The 19257-nt window shown below is 45.5% G+C and carries 18 protein-coding genes and 1 riboswitch; of the genes, 8 read left to right on the forward strand and 10 right to left on the reverse strand.

All coding sequences use genetic code 11. The features are described from left to right. Nucleotides 1-83: 83 nt before the first annotated feature. Entirely contained in the window at nt 84-608 is a 525-nt protein-coding gene (locus tag L0992_14160; GenBank protein ID XGB66819.1) for a ribosome-associated protein, read from the forward strand. A 106-nt stretch (nt 609-714) separates the two neighbouring features. Here the strand turns inward: L0992_14160 and thiQ are convergent, their stop codons facing one another. From thiQ to mpl, 5 genes are all read right to left on the reverse strand, one after another. Continuing rightward, on the reverse strand, nt 715-1419 hold the full coding sequence (gene thiQ, locus L0992_14165; GenBank protein ID XGB66820.1) for a thiamine ABC transporter ATP-binding protein: 705 nt from the start codon (nt 1417-1419) through the stop codon (nt 715-717). Between the two features lie 10 nt (nt 1420-1429). Then, entirely contained in the window at nt 1430-3025 is a 1596-nt protein-coding gene (thiP, locus tag L0992_14170; protein XGB66821.1) for a thiamine/thiamine pyrophosphate ABC transporter permease ThiP, read from the reverse strand. Between the two features lie 82 nt (nt 3026-3107). Next, complete coding sequence (thiB, locus tag L0992_14175; GenBank protein XGB66822.1) at nt 3108-4100, reverse strand: thiamine ABC transporter substrate binding subunit; 993 nt, start codon at nt 4098-4100, stop codon at nt 3108-3110. Between the two features lie 53 nt (nt 4101-4153). Further along, a riboswitch (TPP riboswitch) is annotated at nt 4154-4273 on the reverse strand. A gap of 43 nt (nt 4274-4316) precedes the next feature. Then, nucleotides 4317-4940 (reverse strand): UbiX family flavin prenyltransferase, encoded by a 624-nt coding sequence (locus tag L0992_14180; protein ID XGB66823.1) that lies wholly within the window; start codon nt 4938-4940, stop codon nt 4317-4319. A gap of 38 nt (nt 4941-4978) precedes the next feature. Continuing rightward, nucleotides 4979-6337 carry a UDP-N-acetylmuramate:L-alanyl-gamma-D-glutamyl-meso-diaminopimelate ligase gene (mpl, locus tag L0992_14185; protein XGB66824.1) on the reverse strand — a complete coding sequence of 453 codons (1359 nt, stop codon included), beginning with the start codon at nt 6335-6337 and terminating at the stop codon, nt 4979-4981. Nucleotides 6338-6607: 270 nt separating this feature from the next. Between mpl and fbp the strand changes: the two genes are divergently transcribed. Beyond that, nucleotides 6608-7618: a class 1 fructose-bisphosphatase gene (gene fbp, locus L0992_14190; GenBank protein ID XGB66825.1), complete on the forward strand. Its 1011-nt coding sequence runs from the start codon at nt 6608-6610 to the stop codon at nt 7616-7618. An 88-nt stretch (nt 7619-7706) separates the two neighbouring features. Here the strand turns inward: fbp and L0992_14195 are convergent, their stop codons facing one another. The 4 genes from L0992_14195 to L0992_14210 all read right to left on the reverse strand — a co-directional run bounded on the left by L0992_14195 (nt 7707) and on the right by L0992_14210 (nt 14056). Continuing rightward, nucleotides 7707-8063 carry a DUF2799 domain-containing protein gene (locus tag L0992_14195; protein XGB66826.1) on the reverse strand — a complete coding sequence of 119 codons (357 nt, stop codon included), beginning with the start codon at nt 8061-8063 and terminating at the stop codon, nt 7707-7709. Nucleotides 8064-8144: 81 nt separating this feature from the next. Next, nucleotides 8145-8501, reverse strand: a complete 357-nt coding sequence (locus L0992_14200) for a gamma-glutamylcyclotransferase (protein XGB66827.1) — start codon at nt 8499-8501, stop codon at nt 8145-8147. An 87-nt stretch (nt 8502-8588) separates the two neighbouring features. Beyond that, nucleotides 8589-12347 (reverse strand): translocation/assembly module TamB, encoded by a 3759-nt coding sequence (locus L0992_14205; GenBank protein ID XGB66828.1) that lies wholly within the window; start codon nt 12345-12347, stop codon nt 8589-8591. After that, nucleotides 12344-14056, reverse strand: coding sequence for an autotransporter assembly complex protein TamA (locus tag L0992_14210; protein XGB66829.1), 1713 nt, complete (start codon nt 14054-14056; stop codon nt 12344-12346). Before L0992_14210 ends, L0992_14205 begins: the two co-directional genes overlap by 4 nt. A 194-nt stretch (nt 14057-14250) precedes the next feature. On the opposite strand from L0992_14210, the gene msrA reads away from it, so the two are divergent. Continuing rightward, nucleotides 14251-14880, forward strand: a complete 630-nt coding sequence (gene msrA / locus L0992_14215; GenBank protein XGB66830.1) for a peptide-methionine (S)-S-oxide reductase MsrA — start codon at nt 14251-14253, stop codon at nt 14878-14880. A 110-nt stretch (nt 14881-14990) separates the two neighbouring features. On the opposite strand, the gene L0992_14220 is transcribed toward msrA, so the two are convergent. After that, entirely contained in the window at nt 14991-15191 is a 201-nt protein-coding gene (locus L0992_14220) for a DUF1107 domain-containing protein (GenBank protein XGB66831.1), read from the reverse strand. Nucleotides 15192-15442: 251 nt separating this feature from the next. On the opposite strand from L0992_14220, the gene L0992_14225 reads away from it, so the two are divergent. From L0992_14225 to L0992_14245, 5 genes are all read left to right on the forward strand, one after another. Continuing rightward, entirely contained in the window at nt 15443-15994 is a 552-nt protein-coding gene (locus L0992_14225) for a YtfJ family protein (GenBank protein ID XGB66832.1), read from the forward strand. A 90-nt stretch (nt 15995-16084) separates the two neighbouring features. Beyond that, nucleotides 16085-16375, forward strand: a complete 291-nt coding sequence (locus tag L0992_14230; GenBank protein XGB66833.1) for a DUF2607 domain-containing protein — start codon at nt 16085-16087, stop codon at nt 16373-16375. A gap of 42 nt (nt 16376-16417) precedes the next feature. Further along, nucleotides 16418-17140 (forward strand): DUF2796 domain-containing protein, encoded by a 723-nt coding sequence (locus L0992_14235; GenBank protein ID XGB66834.1) that lies wholly within the window; start codon nt 16418-16420, stop codon nt 17138-17140. Between the two features lie 140 nt (nt 17141-17280). Next, the gene (locus L0992_14240) at nt 17281-17997 is read left to right on the forward strand and encodes an ABC transporter ATP-binding protein (GenBank protein XGB66835.1); all 717 of its coding nucleotides are present in this window, start codon (nt 17281-17283) and stop codon (nt 17995-17997) included. After that, entirely contained in the window at nt 17994-19253 is a 1260-nt protein-coding gene (locus tag L0992_14245) for an ABC transporter permease (protein XGB66836.1), read from the forward strand. The genes L0992_14240 and L0992_14245 overlap by 4 nt, the downstream gene beginning before the upstream one ends. Nucleotides 19254-19257 lie beyond the last annotated feature (4 nt).

Genomic DNA, 19257 nt, shown 5'->3' on the forward strand with positions numbered 1-19257 from the left:
ATAACAAGAATTTCGCTTTCTCCCCAAGATTCTTGCTAAAATAGGCAATATATTCGTTTGAGATAGTGACATAGGCAGAAAAGATGGCTCGCAAAAACCAAAAAGCCCCATGGGAACCAGAAGAAGAAATCATCTGGGTAAGTAAGACAGAAATGAAAACCGACATGGAAGCGCTACAAAAACTGGGGGAAGAACTTGTTTCCCTTAAGCCTTCTGTATTAGACAAGTTTCCTCTGTCTGAAGATTTGGCACAAGCGATTAAAGATGCACAACGCTTTAAAAATGAAGCGAAGCGCCGTCAACTTCAATACATTGGTAAAGTAATGCGCAATGTTGATCCTGAGCCAATTCAAGCGGCTTTGGATAAAGTACGTAACAAGCACTCGCAAGCAACAGCTGAGCTGCACAAGCTTGAGCAACTGCGTGATCGTGTTGTTGCTGAAGGCGATGCTGCTATTTCAGAAGTCATGGACATGTACCCTGAAGCAGACCGTCAGCGTCTTCGTCAGCTAGCTCGCCAAGCTAACAAAGAGAAATCAGCGAACAAGCCAGCAAAAGCTTCTCGTGAGATATTCCAAATCTTAAAAGAGCTAAAGCTAGAAGACTAATCTTTGTCGCTTTACTCAGAAAGATAATAAAAGACCTAGCGCATGCTAGGTCTTTTTGTTTTCGACGTACTCAGTATCAACCATATTCAATATCAAAACTAAGCGATCACTCGCCCGCTTTCACAAACGAGCTCAGTTCTGGTTGTTGATGATCAGCAGTAAGCATGGCTATCGAGTCTTCAACCAACACCTTACCCAATGCCACAAACACAAACTTGTTCGCAATACTGCGCGCATCACCTAAGTGGTGTGTCACCATCAAGACGGTAATGTTGCGTTCTGCTGCTAATCGTTTCACTAAGCTCAACATCTCTTCGCGTAGCAAAGGGTCAAGCGCAGAGAAAGGTTCATCAAGCAGCCAAATGTCGTGTGGTTGAACAAAACAACGCGCCAGCGCGACACGCTGACGTTGCCCACCAGATAATTGTTCAGGCAGCCTATCCAAGTACTCCGCAACACCCACTTGTGCAGCGGCTTGCTCAACGTCGATCTTTTGGGTTGCGGTAAGCTTTAAACCTGGATGCAGACCTAATCCGATATTTTCACGCACTGTGAGGTGAGCAAATAGATTGTGTTCTTGGAACAACATCGCCAACGGGCGTTGGTGCGCTTCTTTGCCTATCAATGATTGTCCTGCCACCGAGATCTCTCCCGATGTCGGCTCAATAAACCCAGCAACCAATGCAAGTAGCGTTGATTTACCCGCACCACTCGGCCCCATTAGAGCAACAATGTCGCCCTGCTCTGCTTGGAAATCAAAACTAAACAACTCTTGGTGATAGTGGTAATCCACATCTTTCATCACTAACATCATCGGTTCCTTAACTCTTTAGCTTTGAGCTTCGAGTAAACAAAAATTCAATCAGACTAAAACTGCCCACACTCAGTAACAGCAAACTCACTGACACCACTGCCGCCGCTTCCATTTGATAGCTACCTAACAGTTGGAATAGATACAAAGGCAGAGTTCTAAAGTCTTGGCTACCAAACAAGGCAATCGCACTTAAGTCACCCATCGCCAGCATAAAGCTGATTGAGAATGCTTGCGCCATTGGTTTACGTAGCGCACGCCACTCCACCAGTCTAAAACGAGTGAACCCTGTCATTCCTATGCTTGCACACACATACTGATACTGCTGAGAAAGATGCAGCATAGGTTGAGCTAAGGTTTTAATCACGTAAGGCAGCGCCATCAAACTGTTTACGGCAATCACGATAAAGAAAGCCAAGCTGAACACATCGGTAACCGAGCGCAATAATAAGAACAGGCCCGTACTGATCACCAAGCCCGGCGTCACCAAAATGATAGTGCCAATCAGCTCAATCTTATCCGCTCTAAAGTTCTTGTTCTGCAAACGCCATGCGCGACTGGTCAGAAGGATCGCGATACCAATACCAACGGCGATAATACTTGCGAGGGAAGCAACACGAACCGAGGTCATTAACGCTGCCCAAAATGGCTCGCTGCTCAGTACAGTGAGCGCCTGAGAGTTAATACCACTTAGAATAACCATGGCTAATGGCGGCAATACCAGCATTGAGACTATGATGATCCAAAAGCTATCCCAAGCTTTTGACCACCAGCTGTCCTTAACCAAATACTTCTCTTCCGACAGCTGACTAGCCGTCACAGATATAGGCTTGGACAAACGCTGAATACTCACCGCTAATACGCCACACAGCAGCATTTGCCATATCGCGAGTAAGGCACCAGCTTGCAGGTCAAAGTCGAATTTGATTGCTTGATAGATGGCGAGCTCAATGGTGGTCGATTTCGGACCACCACCCAACGCCATCACGGTAGCAAAGCTGGTGAAGCACAACATGAAGACCAAGCCACACACATGCGGCAATTGCTGTCTTAGCCTCGGCCATTCAACCCATTTGAATTTATTCCAATGACTCATACCTAAGTGAGCACACAGTTTATGCTGCTCGGCAGGCACAGTATCTAACGCTTGCAAAAGTAAGCGACTGGCATAAGGCAGGTTAAAGAAAACGTGCGCCAACAAAATACCATTCAAGCCATAAATCGAGAATGGTAGCTCAATGTCGAAGTTCGCTAAGAACTTAGCTAACCAACCACTGTTGCCGTAAATCGCCAGCAAGCCAAATACACCGACCAACACAGGTAGAACCAAAGTCGACGCGAACAACCTTAATAACAAGGCTCGTCCAAAAAACTGTCTGCGACACAGAGCGTGTGCAATAGGTATAGCAAAGCCAACACTCAGTACTGTTGAGAGTGTCGCTTGATAAAAGCTGAATTTCGTTACATGCCAATAGTAAGGATCTGACCATACTTGGCTGATATCAAGAGAAGGGGCATTGCTAAGCAATGCCCCAACTGCTGAAACCACGAAGGCGGTAATGAGTATCGCAACCCAGATCCCTACCTTAGGTGTTTTCTTTATCATAAATTGATTTTTACCGTAAATGGCTCACTCCAAACATCACGAATGAACCTTTAAATACAGAAAGCGAGTTTTTAAAAGTACGTTAGAAAGTAAGCGCACTCTGCCATTCACGAATCCAAGGCTTACGCTTCTCTGCGATCTCTTCAGAGCTAAAGCTCAGTGCTTTCTGTGGAACTGTTAACTGCTCAAAGCCTTTTGGTAACTCGACAGCCGTTACTGGGTACATCCAGTTACCTGTAGGCATCGCCGATTGGAATTCATCACTTAGGATAAACGCCATAAACTCATCAGCAAGCTTTTCGTTCTCACTGCCTTTAACCTTAGCAGCCACTTCCACTTGAGTGTAATGCCCTTCTTCGAAGCTCGCTGCTGCGTACTTAGAATCACTTTCTGCAATGATGTGATAAGCCGGAGAAGTTGTGTAAGACAGAACCAAGTCAGACTCACCTTCTAGGAACATTGAGTAAGCTTCAGACCAACCTTTGGTTACCGTCACTGTTTTCTGAGCTAGCTTCTTCCAAGCTGCCGTTGCTTCATCACCGTAAACCGATTTCATCCATAACATCATGCCTTGACCAGGTGTTGAAGTACGTGGATCTTGGTAGATAACCTTCAGATCATCACGCTGCTCAACCAACTCTTTCAAGCTCTTAGGCGGGTTGGCGAGTTTCTCTGTGTTATATACAAAGGCAAAGTAACCAAAGTCATAAGGTACAAAGGTCTTATCATCCCAACCATTAGGTAGTGTTACTGATGAAGTATCAACCTTGTGCTCAGCCAATAAACCCGTCGCTTTAGCTTCAGCCATTAGGTTGTTGTCTAGACCTAATACGATGTCAGCTTTGCTGTTGCCGCCTTCAAGACGTAAGCGGTTAAGGATAGACACGCCATCTTCAAGCGCGACAAAGTTCACATCACAACCACACTTCTCTTCAAATGCTTTTTCAACGGCAGGACGAGGGCCCCAATCCGCAGCAAAAGAGTCATAGGTGTATACAGTCAAAGTGTTGTCTGCAGCGAAGGCAGAAAAAGAGATCGCTGTAGTAACAGCAAGGGTAGTTAATGTGAATTTCACTGGACGCTCTCCATGGTCTGAGCGGCACAGGTTTGAGGGAGGAGAACGGTAGAGGTTGTTCCTAACTCAATTCCTACGCCAGCATTATCTGGTTCAGGTTTACGGGTCCCAAGCGTGTGCTTGATCTCAGCTCGCATTCATTATTTGAATGGTTCGCTCCCCGATGAGTGTTCAGAATTGTAATTCGAATTTTAACAATAAGCTATCAAGTTTGGATCAATTACGTTGATCGTAGCCCCAACGTGGCACTAAACCTTGCTCAATACCAAGATGGTCCAAAATACGCGCCACCATAAAATCAACCAAGTCTTCAATCGACTTAGGTTGGTGATAAAAGCCTGGAGCCGCTGGCATGATCGTCACGCCCATGGTTGAGAGTTTGTGCATGTTCTCTAAGTGCAGCGTAGAAAATGGCGTTTCACGAACCACCAATAGCAACTGGCCTCGCTCTTTCATGACTACGTCTGCTGCTCGCTCAATCAGGTTATCCGATAAGCCATGAGCAATTGAAGCCAAGCTGCCCGCTGAACACGGACACACCACCATCTGCTTCGGCGCTGCTGAACCAGAGGCAACTGGTGAGAACCAATCATCCTTGCCACACACCACCAGCTTTTCTGGATCACAGCCAAGATGCTTAACCAAAGCTCGTTTCGCAGCTTCCGGCCCAGCAGGTAACTTAAGTTCATGCTCTGTCGCTAAGACAACTCGCGCAGCCGACGATATCAGTAAATACACCTGATAATCGGCTGCTAATAAGCATTCGAGTAAACGCAGTCCATAAGGCGCACCAGATGCGCCAGTGAAAGCAAGAGTTATCGCTTTATCGTGTTTTGTCATGTTCTCAGTTACTTCAAATAATAAGGTCTTGAATCGGGTTAACCTTTAAGGGCTAACGCATCCAACAATTTCTGGTGAATACCACCAAAGCCACCATTACTCATTACCAAGATTTGGTCGCTAGCTTGTGCCTCTGAGACAATTTTATCAACGAATGCATCCATGTCATCACTGACGTGTGCAGGCTGATGACAAGCATCTGCGACATCTTGTACAGACCAATCAATGTTATCTGGTTGGAATAAGTAAGTGGAATCCGCTTGTTTAAGCGAATCAGCCAAGGTTTCTTTGTGCACACCACGCTTCATGGTGGCCGAACGAGGCTCTAAAACGGCAATAATTTTTTTCGTGTCGACCTTATTACGTAAACCACCGAGCGTAAGTTCAATCGCGGTTGGGTGATGTGCAAAATCATCATAAACAGACACACCTGCCACCTCACCTTTAAACTCCAAACGACGCTTGGTGTTAATGAAAGTTGCTAGCGATTCACACGCTAAATCCGGTGTTACACCCACATGCCTTGCCGCCGCAATCGCCATTAAGGCATTGTTTACATTATGGTCGCCCACCAAATCCCAGTCTACCGTTCCAACACATTCGCCTTGGAAGTACACCTCAAATTTAGAGCCGTCTTTAACCAGCTTCTTGGCATCCCAATCACCAAGTTCACCACTCGATTCTGTTTCACTCCAGCATCCACGAGATAGAACATCTTGAATAGCCATATCTTGCTTCGGTGAGAAAATGCGGCCATTACTTGGCACGGTACGCACTAAATGATGGAACTGACGCTTGATCGCTTCAAGATCATCGAAAATGTCAGCATGATCAAATTCAAGATTATTCATGACCAAGGTTCTTGGATGGTAGTGAACGAACTTAGAGCGTTTATCGAAAAAAGCACTGTCATATTCGTCAGCTTCCACCACGAAGAACATGCTTTCCCCCAGACGAGCTGAGATACCAAAGTTACCTAACACACCACCTACTAAGAAGCCCGGCGCATAGCCACAGTATTCTAATATCCAAGCCAGCATGCTGGATGTTGTGGTCTTGCCATGCGTGCCTGATACGGCCAACACCCAACGGTCGTGCAACAAGAACTCTTGCAACCACTGCGGGCCAGATGTGTATCTAAGGTTGTTATCCAATACATACTCAACACACGGATTACCACGGCTCATCGCATTACCGATAACGACAAGGTCTGGCCTTGGCTCTAATTGGCTAGGGTCGAACCCTTCAATAATTTCAATCCCTTGAGACTCCAATAAAGTGCTCATTGGCGGATAAACATTCGCGTCACTACCGGTAACCTTGTGACCTAATTGACGAGCCAATACCGCAGCACCACCCATGAAGGTGCCACAAATTCCTAAGATATGAATATGCATAAATTGCTTCCAAACGCTTGGCTAAATGAACCATGTCTAAATCAAACTACTTGCACTCATTATCATTAAATGACGATTAAAAGCGAGCGGCAATGCAAAACAAATTGAGTCGACATAGTAAGTGAGATCTGTGTCGCTTAGTTCATTACCATTAAAAAGATCTAACCTTTAGAATTTAGGTAAGCGTCTAGATGAATAAAGCCCACTCAAGAGGCCGAATCTACAGTGCTCAAATCCCCCCTAATATTGAGAGAAGTTTAAGGAAATAACATGTCTGAGATGCGCACCCTTGGTGAGTTCATTGTTGAGAAACAGAGTGACTTCCCCCATGCAAGCGGTGATCTATCATCCCTTTTGTCGTCTATTCGACTTGCTGCAAAAATTGTTAACCGTGAGATCAACAAGGCCGGCCTAGTCGACATCACTGGCGCTGTTGGTACAGACAACGTGCAAGGTGAAGAACAGCAAAAGCTAGACCTTTACGCGAACGACAAATTTAAAGCGGCTCTTGAAGCTCGTGACCAAGTTTGTGGTGTAGCAAGTGAAGAGGAAGACGAAGCAGTCGCGTTCAACAAAGAGCTCAACAAAAACGCAAAATACGTTGTTCTGATGGACCCACTTGATGGTTCTTCAAACATCGATGTGAATGTATCTGTCGGTACAATTTTCTCTATCTACCGTCGTGTGTCTCCTATCGGAACGCCACCGACACAAGAAGATTTCCTACAGCCAGGACACAAGCAAGTAGCCGCAGGTTACGTGATTTACGGTTCTTCAACCATGCTTGTTTACACAACAGGTGCTGGCGTAAACGGCTTCACCTACGATCCATCACTGGGTACCTTCTGTCTATCTCATGAAAACATGATGATTCCAGATGAAGGCAAGATTTACTCAATCAACGAAGGCAACTACATCCGCTTCCCTACGGGTGTTAAAAAGTACATCAAGTACTGCCAAGAGAATGAGCCAAGCGACAACCGTCCTTACACGTCACGTTACATCGGTTCTCTAGTATCAGATTTCCACCGTAACCTACTGAAAGGCGGCATCTACTTGTACCCAAGCACACAAAGCCACCCGCAAGGTAAACTGCGTCTGCTTTACGAATGCAACCCAATTGCTTTCCTTATGGAGCAAGCGGGCGGTATCGCTTCAGACGGTGCTCAACGTATCATGGACATCAAACCAACTGAGCTGCACCAACGTGTACCTTTCTTTGTTGGTTCAACAAACATGGTTCGCAAAGTAGAAGAGTTTCTTGAGCTGAACCCAGAGTAACCCTCTCGCTTCATTCTCAAATTAACACCATTAAAAAAGCCAGCATCTAAATGCTGGCTTTTTATTATTCCATTAACTGTTCGTTCGATTATCGAATATCAAACTTCGATTCTGCGCCTCTTTCATAGTTGAAGCGGAACCATTTATCGACATCGTCACAAATCCCAAGGTAAGTCTCACCACGGCGACCTAGCGCTCTCGGGTTTTGAGAACAATATTGAGTTTTACCCACTTCATAACCTTGGCCATAAGCGGCATATAAGTCTGCATCAATTGATGGTGAAGACGCGGCTTCAGCCAAACTTGCTTCAGTCTGTTTGGTTTTTCCTTTTAGCGCCATTTCTTCGCCAAAGCTCTGCCAATCGGTTGTGTTCATTGACGTTGGTGGCGGAGTTTGCGCACAACCAAATAACATTACTGATAGCACCAATAATAGATATTTCATAATTTCCTCCTGATGGAAAAGACTAGCCTGTACATTGAGACTTTTAGCTATTACGTCAGAATGCTTCCAGTAGTTCATTCACTATAGCGGGCTGCTCCGCTTACACCAGTTACCCGAAAGTATTTCTTTATTAGCTGTTAGATCAAGCTGATACAAATATACCCATGCTAATCCAAATATAGTCTCTATTTGCTCGCGACGATACTCAACAGGTACATCTTCTAGCCGATCGAGCGACTCCAAAATTTCGTCGTTAATGATATAGACCTCGCCAGCGACACTTTTCTTTCCAGAAATCATCGCCGGATAAGCACCTAAATCAAAAAGGGCAAACGACTCTGGTGTGTCGAAGCGTCCCAACAACTCACCATTCTGCAAATAGTGGTGATTGGATTGACCTTGTCTCAAGGTGCCATAGACGAACACAAGATGCTGCATAAACCCTCCATAAGCCATTCATCTCTGCTATTCAATGAATGGCTAAACACTCTCGACCTAAACCGCTCTATTCGGAATCAAACTGTTCTACTCGAACTCAAACTGATAGAGGAGGTCTACCGCACTGTCTAAGCCAGAAACAGCTTCAACGTAGAGATCCTGCATCAATCGGTAACGAACAGTAAACTCACCCAATGAGTTGAAGATACCCACACCATACTTCACCTGTAAGCCTGGCAGAATATAACCACTTACCGTTACTTGTGAGTCATCGCCAGAGCCTGCGGTGTCCAGTTGTAGATCTTGTACACCAAATGCTTCACCGATTTCGCCAACAACCTTACCACTCTTCGCTAAGCTCAAACCAATTAAGGTCGTCGTCATCGAACCGTTCGACTCGCCATCAATATCTTGGCCACGCAAGATATAAGACAGCGCGTTGGCTTGCGGCATTGCAGGGTCAGAATAAATCTCAATCGTCGGCTCTGTCGCTGGGCCAGTCACTCGAATACCTGCTGTCACGTCATCCTGAGTGTTGTCAGGGTTACGTATCGCATTAATCGCTACGTATGGCTGATCCGGAGGACCATTCATTAGAATTTTACCTTCTTCGATCAACAGGTCTTGTCCGAATGATTGGTAAGTACCATCGACGATGTTTACCTCACCGGTGATAAATGGACCTTGGTCTTTTTGAGCGACATTAAGCTTACCCACCAGCTCACCTTCAAGGCCGAAGGCTGACAGTTTAAAGTCATCGCCAATGGAAATATTAATATTGGTCATCACATTGAATGGAATCGTATCTTCATTCTCTGGCTCAAGATCTTTATTCAAGATAACTTGATCAGAAGAGACGCCGACCGCTGACGGTGGTAAATCTTCGACAACGATACGTCCCCACGGCAATGCAATATCACCAGTGATTTTTGCAAGCTCAGGCGTAACATCAATGGTCATATCAGGAACCACCTTGACCTTGACCATAGGTGGAATATCAACCATCAACTCATCAGCAAATACTCTCACGTTCGAGTGCCATGCTTGAAGGTCCTGCCAATCCCCAGAGCCTTCAATATCAAGATGACCATCAGGCGTTTCTACATTGGCATCCAGCTTCGCGCTGTAACCATCAAAATCGAGATCAATACGGCCGTCTTTAACATCAACAGGCGTGACATCACCTTTAACTTGAATGCCATCAACAGAGAACTGACCAAAGACTTGAGGATGCATCAAAGAACCTTTTACCTGTAGGTCACTTTCAAGATCGGCCTTCAACAGGCTATATTCGCCAAGGATTGGCTGTAAAAAGTCCAAATGGAAAGTTGTCAGCTTTATTGCGGCATCGACCATTTTTTCTTCTGCGAGAATGTCAGGTAACGACACAGTGCCAGACAAGTCACCGTTGTCGGCAACATCGAGTTTAAAGTCGGCGTTCAGTTGGTTGTCTTTTAGCTGTGCATTCAATGCAACACTTTCCCAACCGAGTGTAATTGGCTCGCCAACTTGTTGAACAACCTGACCTTTAGGCATATCGACACTTACCGTCACCTCAGGTTCACCTTGTTCCGACCATTTGGCATGAGCGGTCGCATTCACTAAGCCCTGCAATTGCGTCTCTTTAGGTACAAACGCTTTAACTTGTTCGAAGTCGAATTGGTTAATCGCGAGCTTAGCCTCACCCGATTTCCCGGCTCGGATATCTTCATCCAGACACACGCTCGAACCTGATTGCTTCCAACAGTGTGCTTGAACGTCGGCATACTGCTTATTGACATCCGCCTTAATCGCAACAGGTTGGTCTAATACCCAAGGTCCCTGCTGAGTGGTGATTTTGACTCTGTCTAACGAGCCATCCCAAATCAGAGAAGGTTTCTGAATTAACTGACCAGAAATTGCCAAACTTGTCGACACGATGTCGGATATCACATCAAGTGTTACGGTATGCTTCTTCTCACCGCCATTCACCGTTAAATCAATGCTTTCAACACTTTGATCTTGGTAGGTTAGGTTCTTCGCTTTCAATACAAGGTCGGCTTGAGCTTCGGGTAATGGCAGTGGAACTACAGAGCCATTAAGCGATAACGACTCAAGTGTTGCCTCGCTATTCCAATCAATCTTATCGACATTTAAAGCAAGGTCGACTTCAGGCTCGTTCGTTGGGCCGCTAAGTTGGATGTTACCAATCACTCTGCCTTTCAACTCAGGAACACTTTTTGCGAGCTCAGGGAAGAAGATATCAACTCCCATATCCCATTGTTTATCAAGCTCACCCTGCGCCTTAATCGAGTTCACCCCGTGAGCCAAGCTCAAACCGCTGGTTTTCAATTTAGGTTCACCGCTCGCGCTGCGATCTGACGCTGACAACTGGCCTTCGATATCCAGAGGGTATTCTCGCAAGATCCCTTCAATATCTAACTTAGGCAGCTCAATTGCCCAACCACCCGCTTCGGTCAACTCACCCGAAGTAACGATGCTCCCGCTAATGTTACCTTCAGCTTCTGGCCATTGTAGACCCGGCTGAATATCCTTCAGCGTCACATCGGCTTGCCAGTTAACAAGCTTCTTCCAGTTCGCTTTAACCACACCATTGAGTTCCCCACCCAGCGTGTTCAGTTTTAAGCGCTCAAGTTCAATCTGTTCTGTGGTGCCCTTGCCCTCTAGGTCGATGGTTAAGGCAGGTATCTCCTTACCATCCGCTTCACCTTTGAGCTGCACATTAAAGCCATCTAATGAGCCATCAGCCTTGAAGCGCTCAATTTCAGCTTGGTAATCACTTTTACCTGTTAGGGGCCATTGTGCTTGGCCATCTTCTAAAAGAAGGTCAAATGGCAGAGTCGGCTCTAAGGGTTGAATTTCCCCAGACAATTTTGCCTCAATCAATTCAGAAAACTGAGACTCTAGGTTTAGCTTAGCCACACTGCCTTGTGCTTTCAGTGATAACTTCTGACCCGCAAGATCGGTTTCTTTCACTAATGCATCTAAAGAAAGATCTAGCGGGTAGCCGTCTTTAAGCTCAACTTTAGCCGCAAGGTTCGCGCTTGCTTGTGGCATATCGAGTTCAAGAGTGGACACTTCGACCGTGTTTTTACCCGCTCGGACTTCAAGTCCAAGGTGGTTCACCACAATCGGAGTTTCTTGTTCTAAGGTGAAACGGTTGAGGTCAAAACGCTCCAGCACAACCTGTAACGGAATCCAGACCTCAGGCAGCTCAATTGCTGTTTTCACCGCAGGCTCTGGTTCAACTACTTCTGGTTTTGGCTCTTCAGTTGATTCTGCGAGTTTAACTTTCAGATCATTAAATAAGGTTGGCGATACCGTCAGCTTTTCACCCTGCATACTCAAAGCCGTTGAAAACAAACCCCACTCGATTTCATGCCCTAGAATATTCAGTTTGATATCAGACAAAGCAATACGGTTGATCACGATTGGTAGCGGTGTTTTCACCGATGTCACTGGCGGAGTCGGTTCAGTTTCTTCTTCAGAGGCTGGAGGTAATTCCGTAAATGCGAAGTCCAAACCTTGAATCGCTAAGCGGTCGACACACAACTTAGGGTCGAGTAAACAGCGAGGATTAATAGCCAAGTTCAGCTTTTGAACCTTGGTATCGATATGTAGGCTGTCATCTTTAAACTGAACGTTATTAAGCGTGAAACTTGGGAACAGAGCCCCTTTGGTGCTCTCCACTTTCAGTTGTGGCAATGCTTTTTCAGCGCCCCACAGCACTGTGTTCAACCCTGGATTGGTGAACAATACAAAACCGAGCAGGGCTATCAACAACAGCAAAATAGACGTCAATGAAATCGACGTCCACTTAATGCATTTGCCCATCACTTTGATCATAATTCTGGCCCTAAACTAAAGTGCAGTTGGAACTCATCGCCTTTCTTCGCATCTAGACCCCAAGCAAAATCTAAACTCACAGGACCGACAGGCGATGCCCAGCGAACCCCGACGCCAGTACCGCGTTTCCAATCTGGCTTATCATTAAATGCATCACCAATATCGTAGAAAGCTGCGCCCCACCAATTTCCAACTAATCGGTATTGGTATTCAAATGAGCTGGTAGCAAGGAATTTTGCACCTGTTAGTGCGTCACTTTCATCACGAGGAGATATGGATTCGTAACCATAGCCACGAATGCTGTTATCACCACCCGCAAAGAACCTCAGAGAGGGTGACAGCTTCTCAAATTCATCGGCAAAGTTACCGCCGAATTGAAGTCGAGTTAAGCCACGATGATTGTTACCAATGCTTCGAATCCAGGCCGTTTGTCCTTGGAAACGAACCACCTTGGTTTCAGACAACAAGGTGTCATCACCCGCTTCAAGCATGATGGTTTGTTTATCACCCCACATTGGCATTGAGCCACCACGAGTTCGAGTTCGTGAGAAAGAGATACCCGGCAATACGAACTGCGCCAAGTCATCTTGCAAACCTTGCTCATAGTTCTCGACCAAGTATCGAATGAACACAGTACGTTGCCAGCCATTATCCAAGCGCCAATATCTTTCTAAGGCTAAGTTCGACTCCAAACTTTTGGTATCACGGTTGTCTAGATTCTTCATTCCGTACTTAATTTGATAATAGTCATTAAGCACGTCGTCCAACGGGATTTTATAGGCTGCGGTAATCGTCTGTTCTGGTTTGGAGATCGATAAGCTGCTATTGAAGCTATGACCTTGAGCATTAACCCAAGGTTTCTTCCATTTGAGGGTACCTTTTACACCAAGGTCGGTTGATACACCGATACCCGTTTCGATTTGGTTACGCGCTTGCGGAGCCAGGCTCACCTTCATCGGAATTTCACGGCCTTCACCCAACTGGCTTAAGTCAGGTTCAACAAACACCGAAGAGAACCAATCCGTATTAGACAGGTTTTGGTTGTACTCACCGACTTTGGTGATGGAGTAAGGTTCGCCATCTTCAAAGGGTTTAAGCGATTGCACTCTATCGTCTTCGATTTGGCTGCCCGTCACCTGTGTGGTGCCAAAGTGATAGCGGATACCACTGTTATAATGAAGGCGCACATAAGCACGGTTTAATTCAGGGGCAACTTCGAGTTTGCTGACCTCATACGAGCCATCAAAGTAGCCTTTCGCTAGTCCAAGGTTACGTATCGACGATTTTAAAGAGTCATAGTTACCGTGATTCAGGATAGAACCTTTAGACAGGTTACTCTTGGCGATTAACGCCAGAAAGTCGGGATCGTCTTCGGCTTCACCACTCAGCACAATATCTGAAGTGTAAATAACAACAGGCTCCCCCTTATCAACCGTAACGGTCAATTCGGTGTCGTCTTCAGAGTGAGTGAAAGTGATCGTCGGTTGGTAGTAGCCTAACGCATTCAACGCTTCTTTTATCATAGATTCCACGCGAGATTGGAACCTTAGCGAAACTGCATACTCTTCTTCAGGGACTGCACTCAGATAAGCATCAACATTATCCTCAAGCGCTCCATCTAGCCCTTTAATTTCAAGGGAAACGTCAGCGAAAGCGAGCGTCGATGACAGTAGAGTGCCAATCAGAACTGGTAAAGTTTTTCTTATCATGTTTAATTAGTGAAGAAGTTATCAATACGTTAATAAGTGAAAAGAAATAATACCGCTAAAAAGGCATTGAGTCTGTAATAAATCTGGTAATAACGCGGTCTAATTTAAAGACTTAATCAATATAAACCAACAGTTAATATGAGCCTACCGTTCATAAAGCCAACGCGGTAAACGTATGCGAAAAGGAATATAACATGCTAAACAAACAACAACTGGTTTCTGCAGCAACCGCATTACCGGGAAATGCTGATCCAATCCAAATTACTGAGCGCCACTTCGTCAATCAAACTGACTTACTCGATGCTCCTACAGGTTCCCAACAAGAAGTCCTGCTTGGTATGGGATGCTTCTGGGGAGCTGAGCGTTTGTTTTGGCAATTAGATGGCGTGATTTCAACATCCGTTGGCTACGCGGGCGGATACACAGTCAACCCAACTTATGAGCAAGTGTGTACTGGCCAAACGGGACACACCGAAGTCGTTCGTGTCATTTTCGATAGTGAACAAACCTCTTTAGCTCGAATACTAGAGACTTTCTGGGAGCGTCATGACCCAACTCAAGGCATGCGCCAAGGCAACGATTTAGGAACTCAATACCGCTCCGCTATCTACACTTTCAGCGAAGAGCAACAGTCTATCGCCGAGCACTCTAAGCAAGAGTATCAAAGAGCAATGACTGAATCTTTAGGCAACGAGATCACAACGGAAGTTCTACCTGCGGGAAAATATTTTTTTGCTGAAACCTACCACCAGCAATACTTAGCTAAAAACCCTAACGGTTACTGCGGACTAGGTGGAACAGGGGTTTGCTTCCCACCACAATAGAGGGCAGTTAGGCACCCTACCTCAAACGATATCCATTAAAAAAGGGCTTCCATTAGGAAGCCCTTTTCGTTGTTAATCTATTTGAAGCAAGACCAATCAATAAAGCTCAGTTACATCGGCAGAGCTGCAATCGTGCCGTTCACTTCTTTAAAAATAGTAAGCTTTTGTTTGTCAGACACTTCAGGAAGAAGCACCTTGCCGTGGTCGAAGCGAAACTCTCCAACACCTTCGATGGCAAACTGGCCCTTGAACAGGACTTTAACGAAACGCGCCACCTGATGTGGGCGGTAAGTAGAAAATTTTCTTAACATAATACAACCTCAATTCCATTTGAGTACTACAGTCACGCACCTGAACACCACCGCATTCAAAGCACATTTAATCGCTAATTCCTTTAGCAAACAGCAAGATAATCTATTGTTCATCTTGATATTGATGCATTATACCTTTTGATAACAAGCCCGCAACTTATTTCTACATCGTACGATAAAAAGTTAAAGAGGCATTTTTCAAATTTCATATTATACTTCCAGTGCAAACCAATAAGCGGAACAAAAATATAATGAAAAACAAAACTCTACTGGCTTTTCTAGCCGCAGCCTCTCCACTCTTCGCCAATGCTCACAATCTATCTGTAGGTTCAACTCTGCCTGCTGTCGATGTTAGCAACTATGGTGAAATCGTTCTAAACGACGGCAATACCGGATATCAAGCTTGGGCAACCAGCAATCTCCTAGGTAAAGTTCGCGTCGTTCAAGCTATCGCTGGCCGTAGCAGCTCTAAAGAGCTCAACGCACCATTGATGGCAGCCATCACTGCATCGAAGTTCTCAGAAGACAGCTACCAAACCACCACCATCATCAACCAAGATGATGCTATCTGGGGTACGGGTTCTTTTGTTAAATCGTCAGCAGAAAGCAGCAAAGAAGAATTTCCATGGTCTTCTATGGTGTTAGATGAAGATGGCACCGTTGCTTCATCTTGGGCTCTGAAAGAAGAGAGCTCAGCGATTATCGTTCAGGACAAACAAGGAAAAATCTTGTTTGTTAAAGAAGGCGCGCTTAACGAATCAGAGGTCACGCAAGTCATTGAATTGATTAAAGCGAGTCTTTAATCAGATATTCACCTCTTTTTCGAGACCTTATCAAAGGATATTGTTATATTGTAACAGTATCCTTTTTTAATTCTGTGGTTAATCATCCTCATGTGGCAAGACACACCCAACAATGTGAAACGCAAAACAGGCTTCTTGCTTGGGCTGATGCTCATGCTAAGCGTGTTAGCCGCAACACACATGGTGGACATTGACCCGGAGCACCACACCTCGCATCACTGTGAGCTGTTTTCGATAAATCAGTTCATTACTGCGCACTCACTGCCACAAGTTCCAGAGTTTCATTCAGAGTTTACTGCCGTTGTCACAGAGTCAGTAACCTCACTACAGCGCCTCTATTTCGCCTATTTAGCGCGCTCTCCTCCTGTCAAAAACACTTAATTACCACTACTTTTTAATTAACCTTTATTCAGGAAACAAAACATGAAACCTTCTATTTTAGCCGTTGTTATCGGCATGACTGTCTCTACTAGTGTTCTAGCAAACGAAGAATTCCGCTCTCATGGTGCGCACGTACATGGTCAAGTTGAAGTAAACATCGCTCAAGATGGACAAGAACTGCTTGTTGAAGTAACAGCGCCAGGTGCCGATGTGGTTGGCTTTGAACATGCTCCAGAAACTGCTGAGCAAAAGAAAGTGTTTGAGCAGGCTATCGCACAACTGAACAAGCCAGACGAGCTGTTTAGCTTTAACAATGCGAGCTGTACTCTGAAATTTAAATCAGTGACTAACACGCTAGAGGGCGATCATGATGAGCATGAAGGCCATGATCACGCTGAACACGGTCATGATGACCACAAAGACCATGACCACGCTGAACACGATCATGACGACCACAAAGACCATGACCATGCTGAACATGATCATGATGACCACAAAGACCATGACCATGCTGAACACGATCATGACGACCACGAAGGTCACGACCACCACGACCATGAAGGCCATGACCACTCAGAAGGTGGCCACGGTGAGTTCACTGTTGAGTACCACTATGAATGTTCAGATGTTGCTAAGCTAGACACAGTTAGCACTCAGTGGTTCTCTAAGTTCAGCAACACTGAAAAAATGACGGTGAACCTACTAACAGACACTGCTCAGGTGCAAGAAGTACTTAACGCAGAGCGTATTAGTTTCCGATTCTAATCACTCCTAGATCGGATTAAACGTAAATAAGCAGCCAAGTAAGTACCTACTTACTTGGCTGTTCAAATCGGTGTGCTCTAGGGAATTTATGCTGCTAATTGCTGTCCAGTAGATACACCGCTTTAATTATTGGAGCTCGCATGTCTTCTGACAGTTCATCACTTGTGGTCAAACTCGAAAATATTAGCTTTCGTTGGAAGCCTGAATTACCACCAACACTAGAGATCCCTTCTCTGTACATCCAAGCTCAAGAGCACCTTTTCATAAAAGGGCCAAGTGGTTGTGGCAAATCTACATTGCTAGGGTTGCTGACTGGAATCAACCAAGCCGAGCAAGGTGAAGTCTCTATCTTAGGCCAAGACCTGACTCAACTTACACCTCGTCAAAGGGACAAATTCAGAGCCGACCATATAGGTTATATCTTCCAACAATTTAACCTGCTTCCTTACCTATCAGTCATCGACAACGTGACGCTTCCTTGCCAGTTCTCAACTATTCGCAAGCAACAAGTCACAGAAAGTAAGAACAGCCTGCAAGCCACAGCTCAAAACCTATTGTTACGACTAAAGCTGCCTCAAGCTCTAATGGATAAACCTGTTACTGAGCTGAGTATTGGCCAACAACAACGTGTCGCCGCAGCCCGTGCCCTAATCGGCCAACCTAAAATCATCATCGCAGATGAACCAACATCCGCATTGGATCATGACAACCGAGAAGCCTTTATCGAATTGTTGCTAGAACAAGCCAATCAAGCTGGTTCTACTCTTATCTTCGTGAGTCACGATCCAACACTCGAAAAATTGTTCACTCGAACCATAGATTTAAAAACCGTTAACCAAGCTAAGGTTGTCGTATGAAAGTAATTACTCACTTAGCCTTAAAAAGCGTACTCAATCGTAAAGCCACAGCTATTCTGACCATTCTTACCGTGGCAGTGTCTGTCATTCTATTGCTCGGCGTAGAGCGCGTGAGAACCGAAGCCAAGAGCAGCTTTGCGAATACTATTTCAGGTACTGACTTGATCGTCGGTGGCCGTTCTGGCCAGGTAAACCTTCTGCTTTATTCTGTATTTCGAATTGGTAACGCGACCAACAATATCGACTGGAAAAGCTATCAAGAGTTTAGCCAACATAGCGCCGTAAAGTGGGCGATCCCTATTTCACTGGGCGACTCTCACAAAGGCTTCCGCGTGATGGGTACCAACCATAGCTACTTTGAAAACTATCGCTATGGAAGTAAGCAATTACTTACTTTCCAACAAGGCAAAGAGTTTGAACAGCTGTTTGATGTGGTGATTGGTGCCGATGTTGCGAAGAAACTGGATTACACGATCGGTGACCAGATCATTCTTGCACACGGTATCAGTGATGTAGCGTTCAGCCGTCACGATAATCTGCCCTTCAAGATTGTTGGAATACTGGCACCAACCGGAACGCCGGTAGACAAAACCGTACACGTATCACTAGAAGCAATCGAAGCGATTCACGTGGGTTGGGAGTCGGGTGCTAACCTAGGCCACACGCCAGATGCCGAAACCTTAAAGACCTACGATTTCCAGCCTCAGCAAATCACCGCAATGATGCTTGGACTGAACTCGAAGATTCAAACCTTTGCACTGCAAAGAGAAATCAACAACTACCGTCAAGAACCGTTGAGCGCAATTATGCCGGGCATTGCTCTGCATGAATTATGGGGCATGATGGCCGTGGCAGAACAAGCATTGCTGATTGTTTCAGGGTTTGTTGTGGTCGCCGGTTTACTAGGAATGCTGAGTAGCCTACTAACGAGCTTGCAAGAGAGACGTCGCGAGATGGCTATCCTGCGTGCGATGGGTGCACGACCTCGTCATGTGTTTGGTCTATTGATTAGTGAAGCCAGTGCCCTGACCTTCTTAGGTATCACATTGGGCGTTGCAGTGTTGTTTGCTCTGATCGCAGTAGTTGCTCCTATTGTGCAACAAAGTTATGGTATCAACATATCGATATCCGCAATCACACCGCATGAGTGGAAACTGCTTATGTTGGTACAAGTTGCCGGAATCATTATCGGCTTTATTCCCGCTTTCAGGGCTTACCGTCAGTCATTATCTGATGGCATGACTATTCGAATCTAAAACA

It is taken from the genome of Vibrio pomeroyi (assembly GCA_041879425.1).
In the GTDB taxonomy this organism is placed as follows: domain Bacteria; phylum Pseudomonadota; class Gammaproteobacteria; order Enterobacterales; family Vibrionaceae; genus Vibrio; species Vibrio pomeroyi_A.

Coding starts and splice junctions, on each gene's coding strand:
- L0992_14180 (XGB66823.1), bottom strand. CDS start 4,940: ATGACAAAACACGATAAAGCGATAACTCTTGCTTTCACTGGCGCATCT.
- L0992_14195 (XGB66826.1), bottom strand. CDS start 8,063: ATGAAATATCTATTATTGGTGCTATCAGTAATGTTATTTGGTTGTGCG.
- thiQ (XGB66820.1), bottom strand. CDS start 1,419: ATGTTAGTGATGAAAGATGTGGATTACCACTATCACCAAGAGTTGTTT.
- L0992_14230 (XGB66833.1), top strand. CDS start 16,085: ATGTGGCAAGACACACCCAACAATGTGAAACGCAAAACAGGCTTCTTG.
- msrA (XGB66830.1), top strand. CDS start 14,251: ATGCTAAACAAACAACAACTGGTTTCTGCAGCAACCGCATTACCGGGA.
- L0992_14210 (XGB66829.1), bottom strand. CDS start 14,056: ATGATAAGAAAAACTTTACCAGTTCTGATTGGCACTCTACTGTCATCG.
- L0992_14245 (XGB66836.1), top strand. CDS start 17,994: ATGAAAGTAATTACTCACTTAGCCTTAAAAAGCGTACTCAATCGTAAA.
- mpl (XGB66824.1), bottom strand. CDS start 6,337: ATGCATATTCATATCTTAGGAATTTGTGGCACCTTCATGGGTGGTGCT.
- L0992_14240 (XGB66835.1), top strand. CDS start 17,281: ATGTCTTCTGACAGTTCATCACTTGTGGTCAAACTCGAAAATATTAGC.
- L0992_14205 (XGB66828.1), bottom strand. CDS start 12,347: ATGATCAAAGTGATGGGCAAATGCATTAAGTGGACGTCGATTTCATTG.
- L0992_14220 (XGB66831.1), bottom strand. CDS start 15,191: ATGTTAAGAAAATTTTCTACTTACCGCCCACATCAGGTGGCGCGTTTC.
- thiP (XGB66821.1), bottom strand. CDS start 3,025: ATGATAAAGAAAACACCTAAGGTAGGGATCTGGGTTGCGATACTCATT.
- L0992_14225 (XGB66832.1), top strand. CDS start 15,443: ATGAAAAACAAAACTCTACTGGCTTTTCTAGCCGCAGCCTCTCCACTC.
- L0992_14235 (XGB66834.1), top strand. CDS start 16,418: ATGAAACCTTCTATTTTAGCCGTTGTTATCGGCATGACTGTCTCTACT.
- L0992_14160 (XGB66819.1), top strand. CDS start 84: ATGGCTCGCAAAAACCAAAAAGCCCCATGGGAACCAGAAGAAGAAATC.
- L0992_14200 (XGB66827.1), bottom strand. CDS start 8,501: ATGCAGCATCTTGTGTTCGTCTATGGCACCTTGAGACAAGGTCAATCC.
- fbp (XGB66825.1), top strand. CDS start 6,608: ATGTCTGAGATGCGCACCCTTGGTGAGTTCATTGTTGAGAAACAGAGT.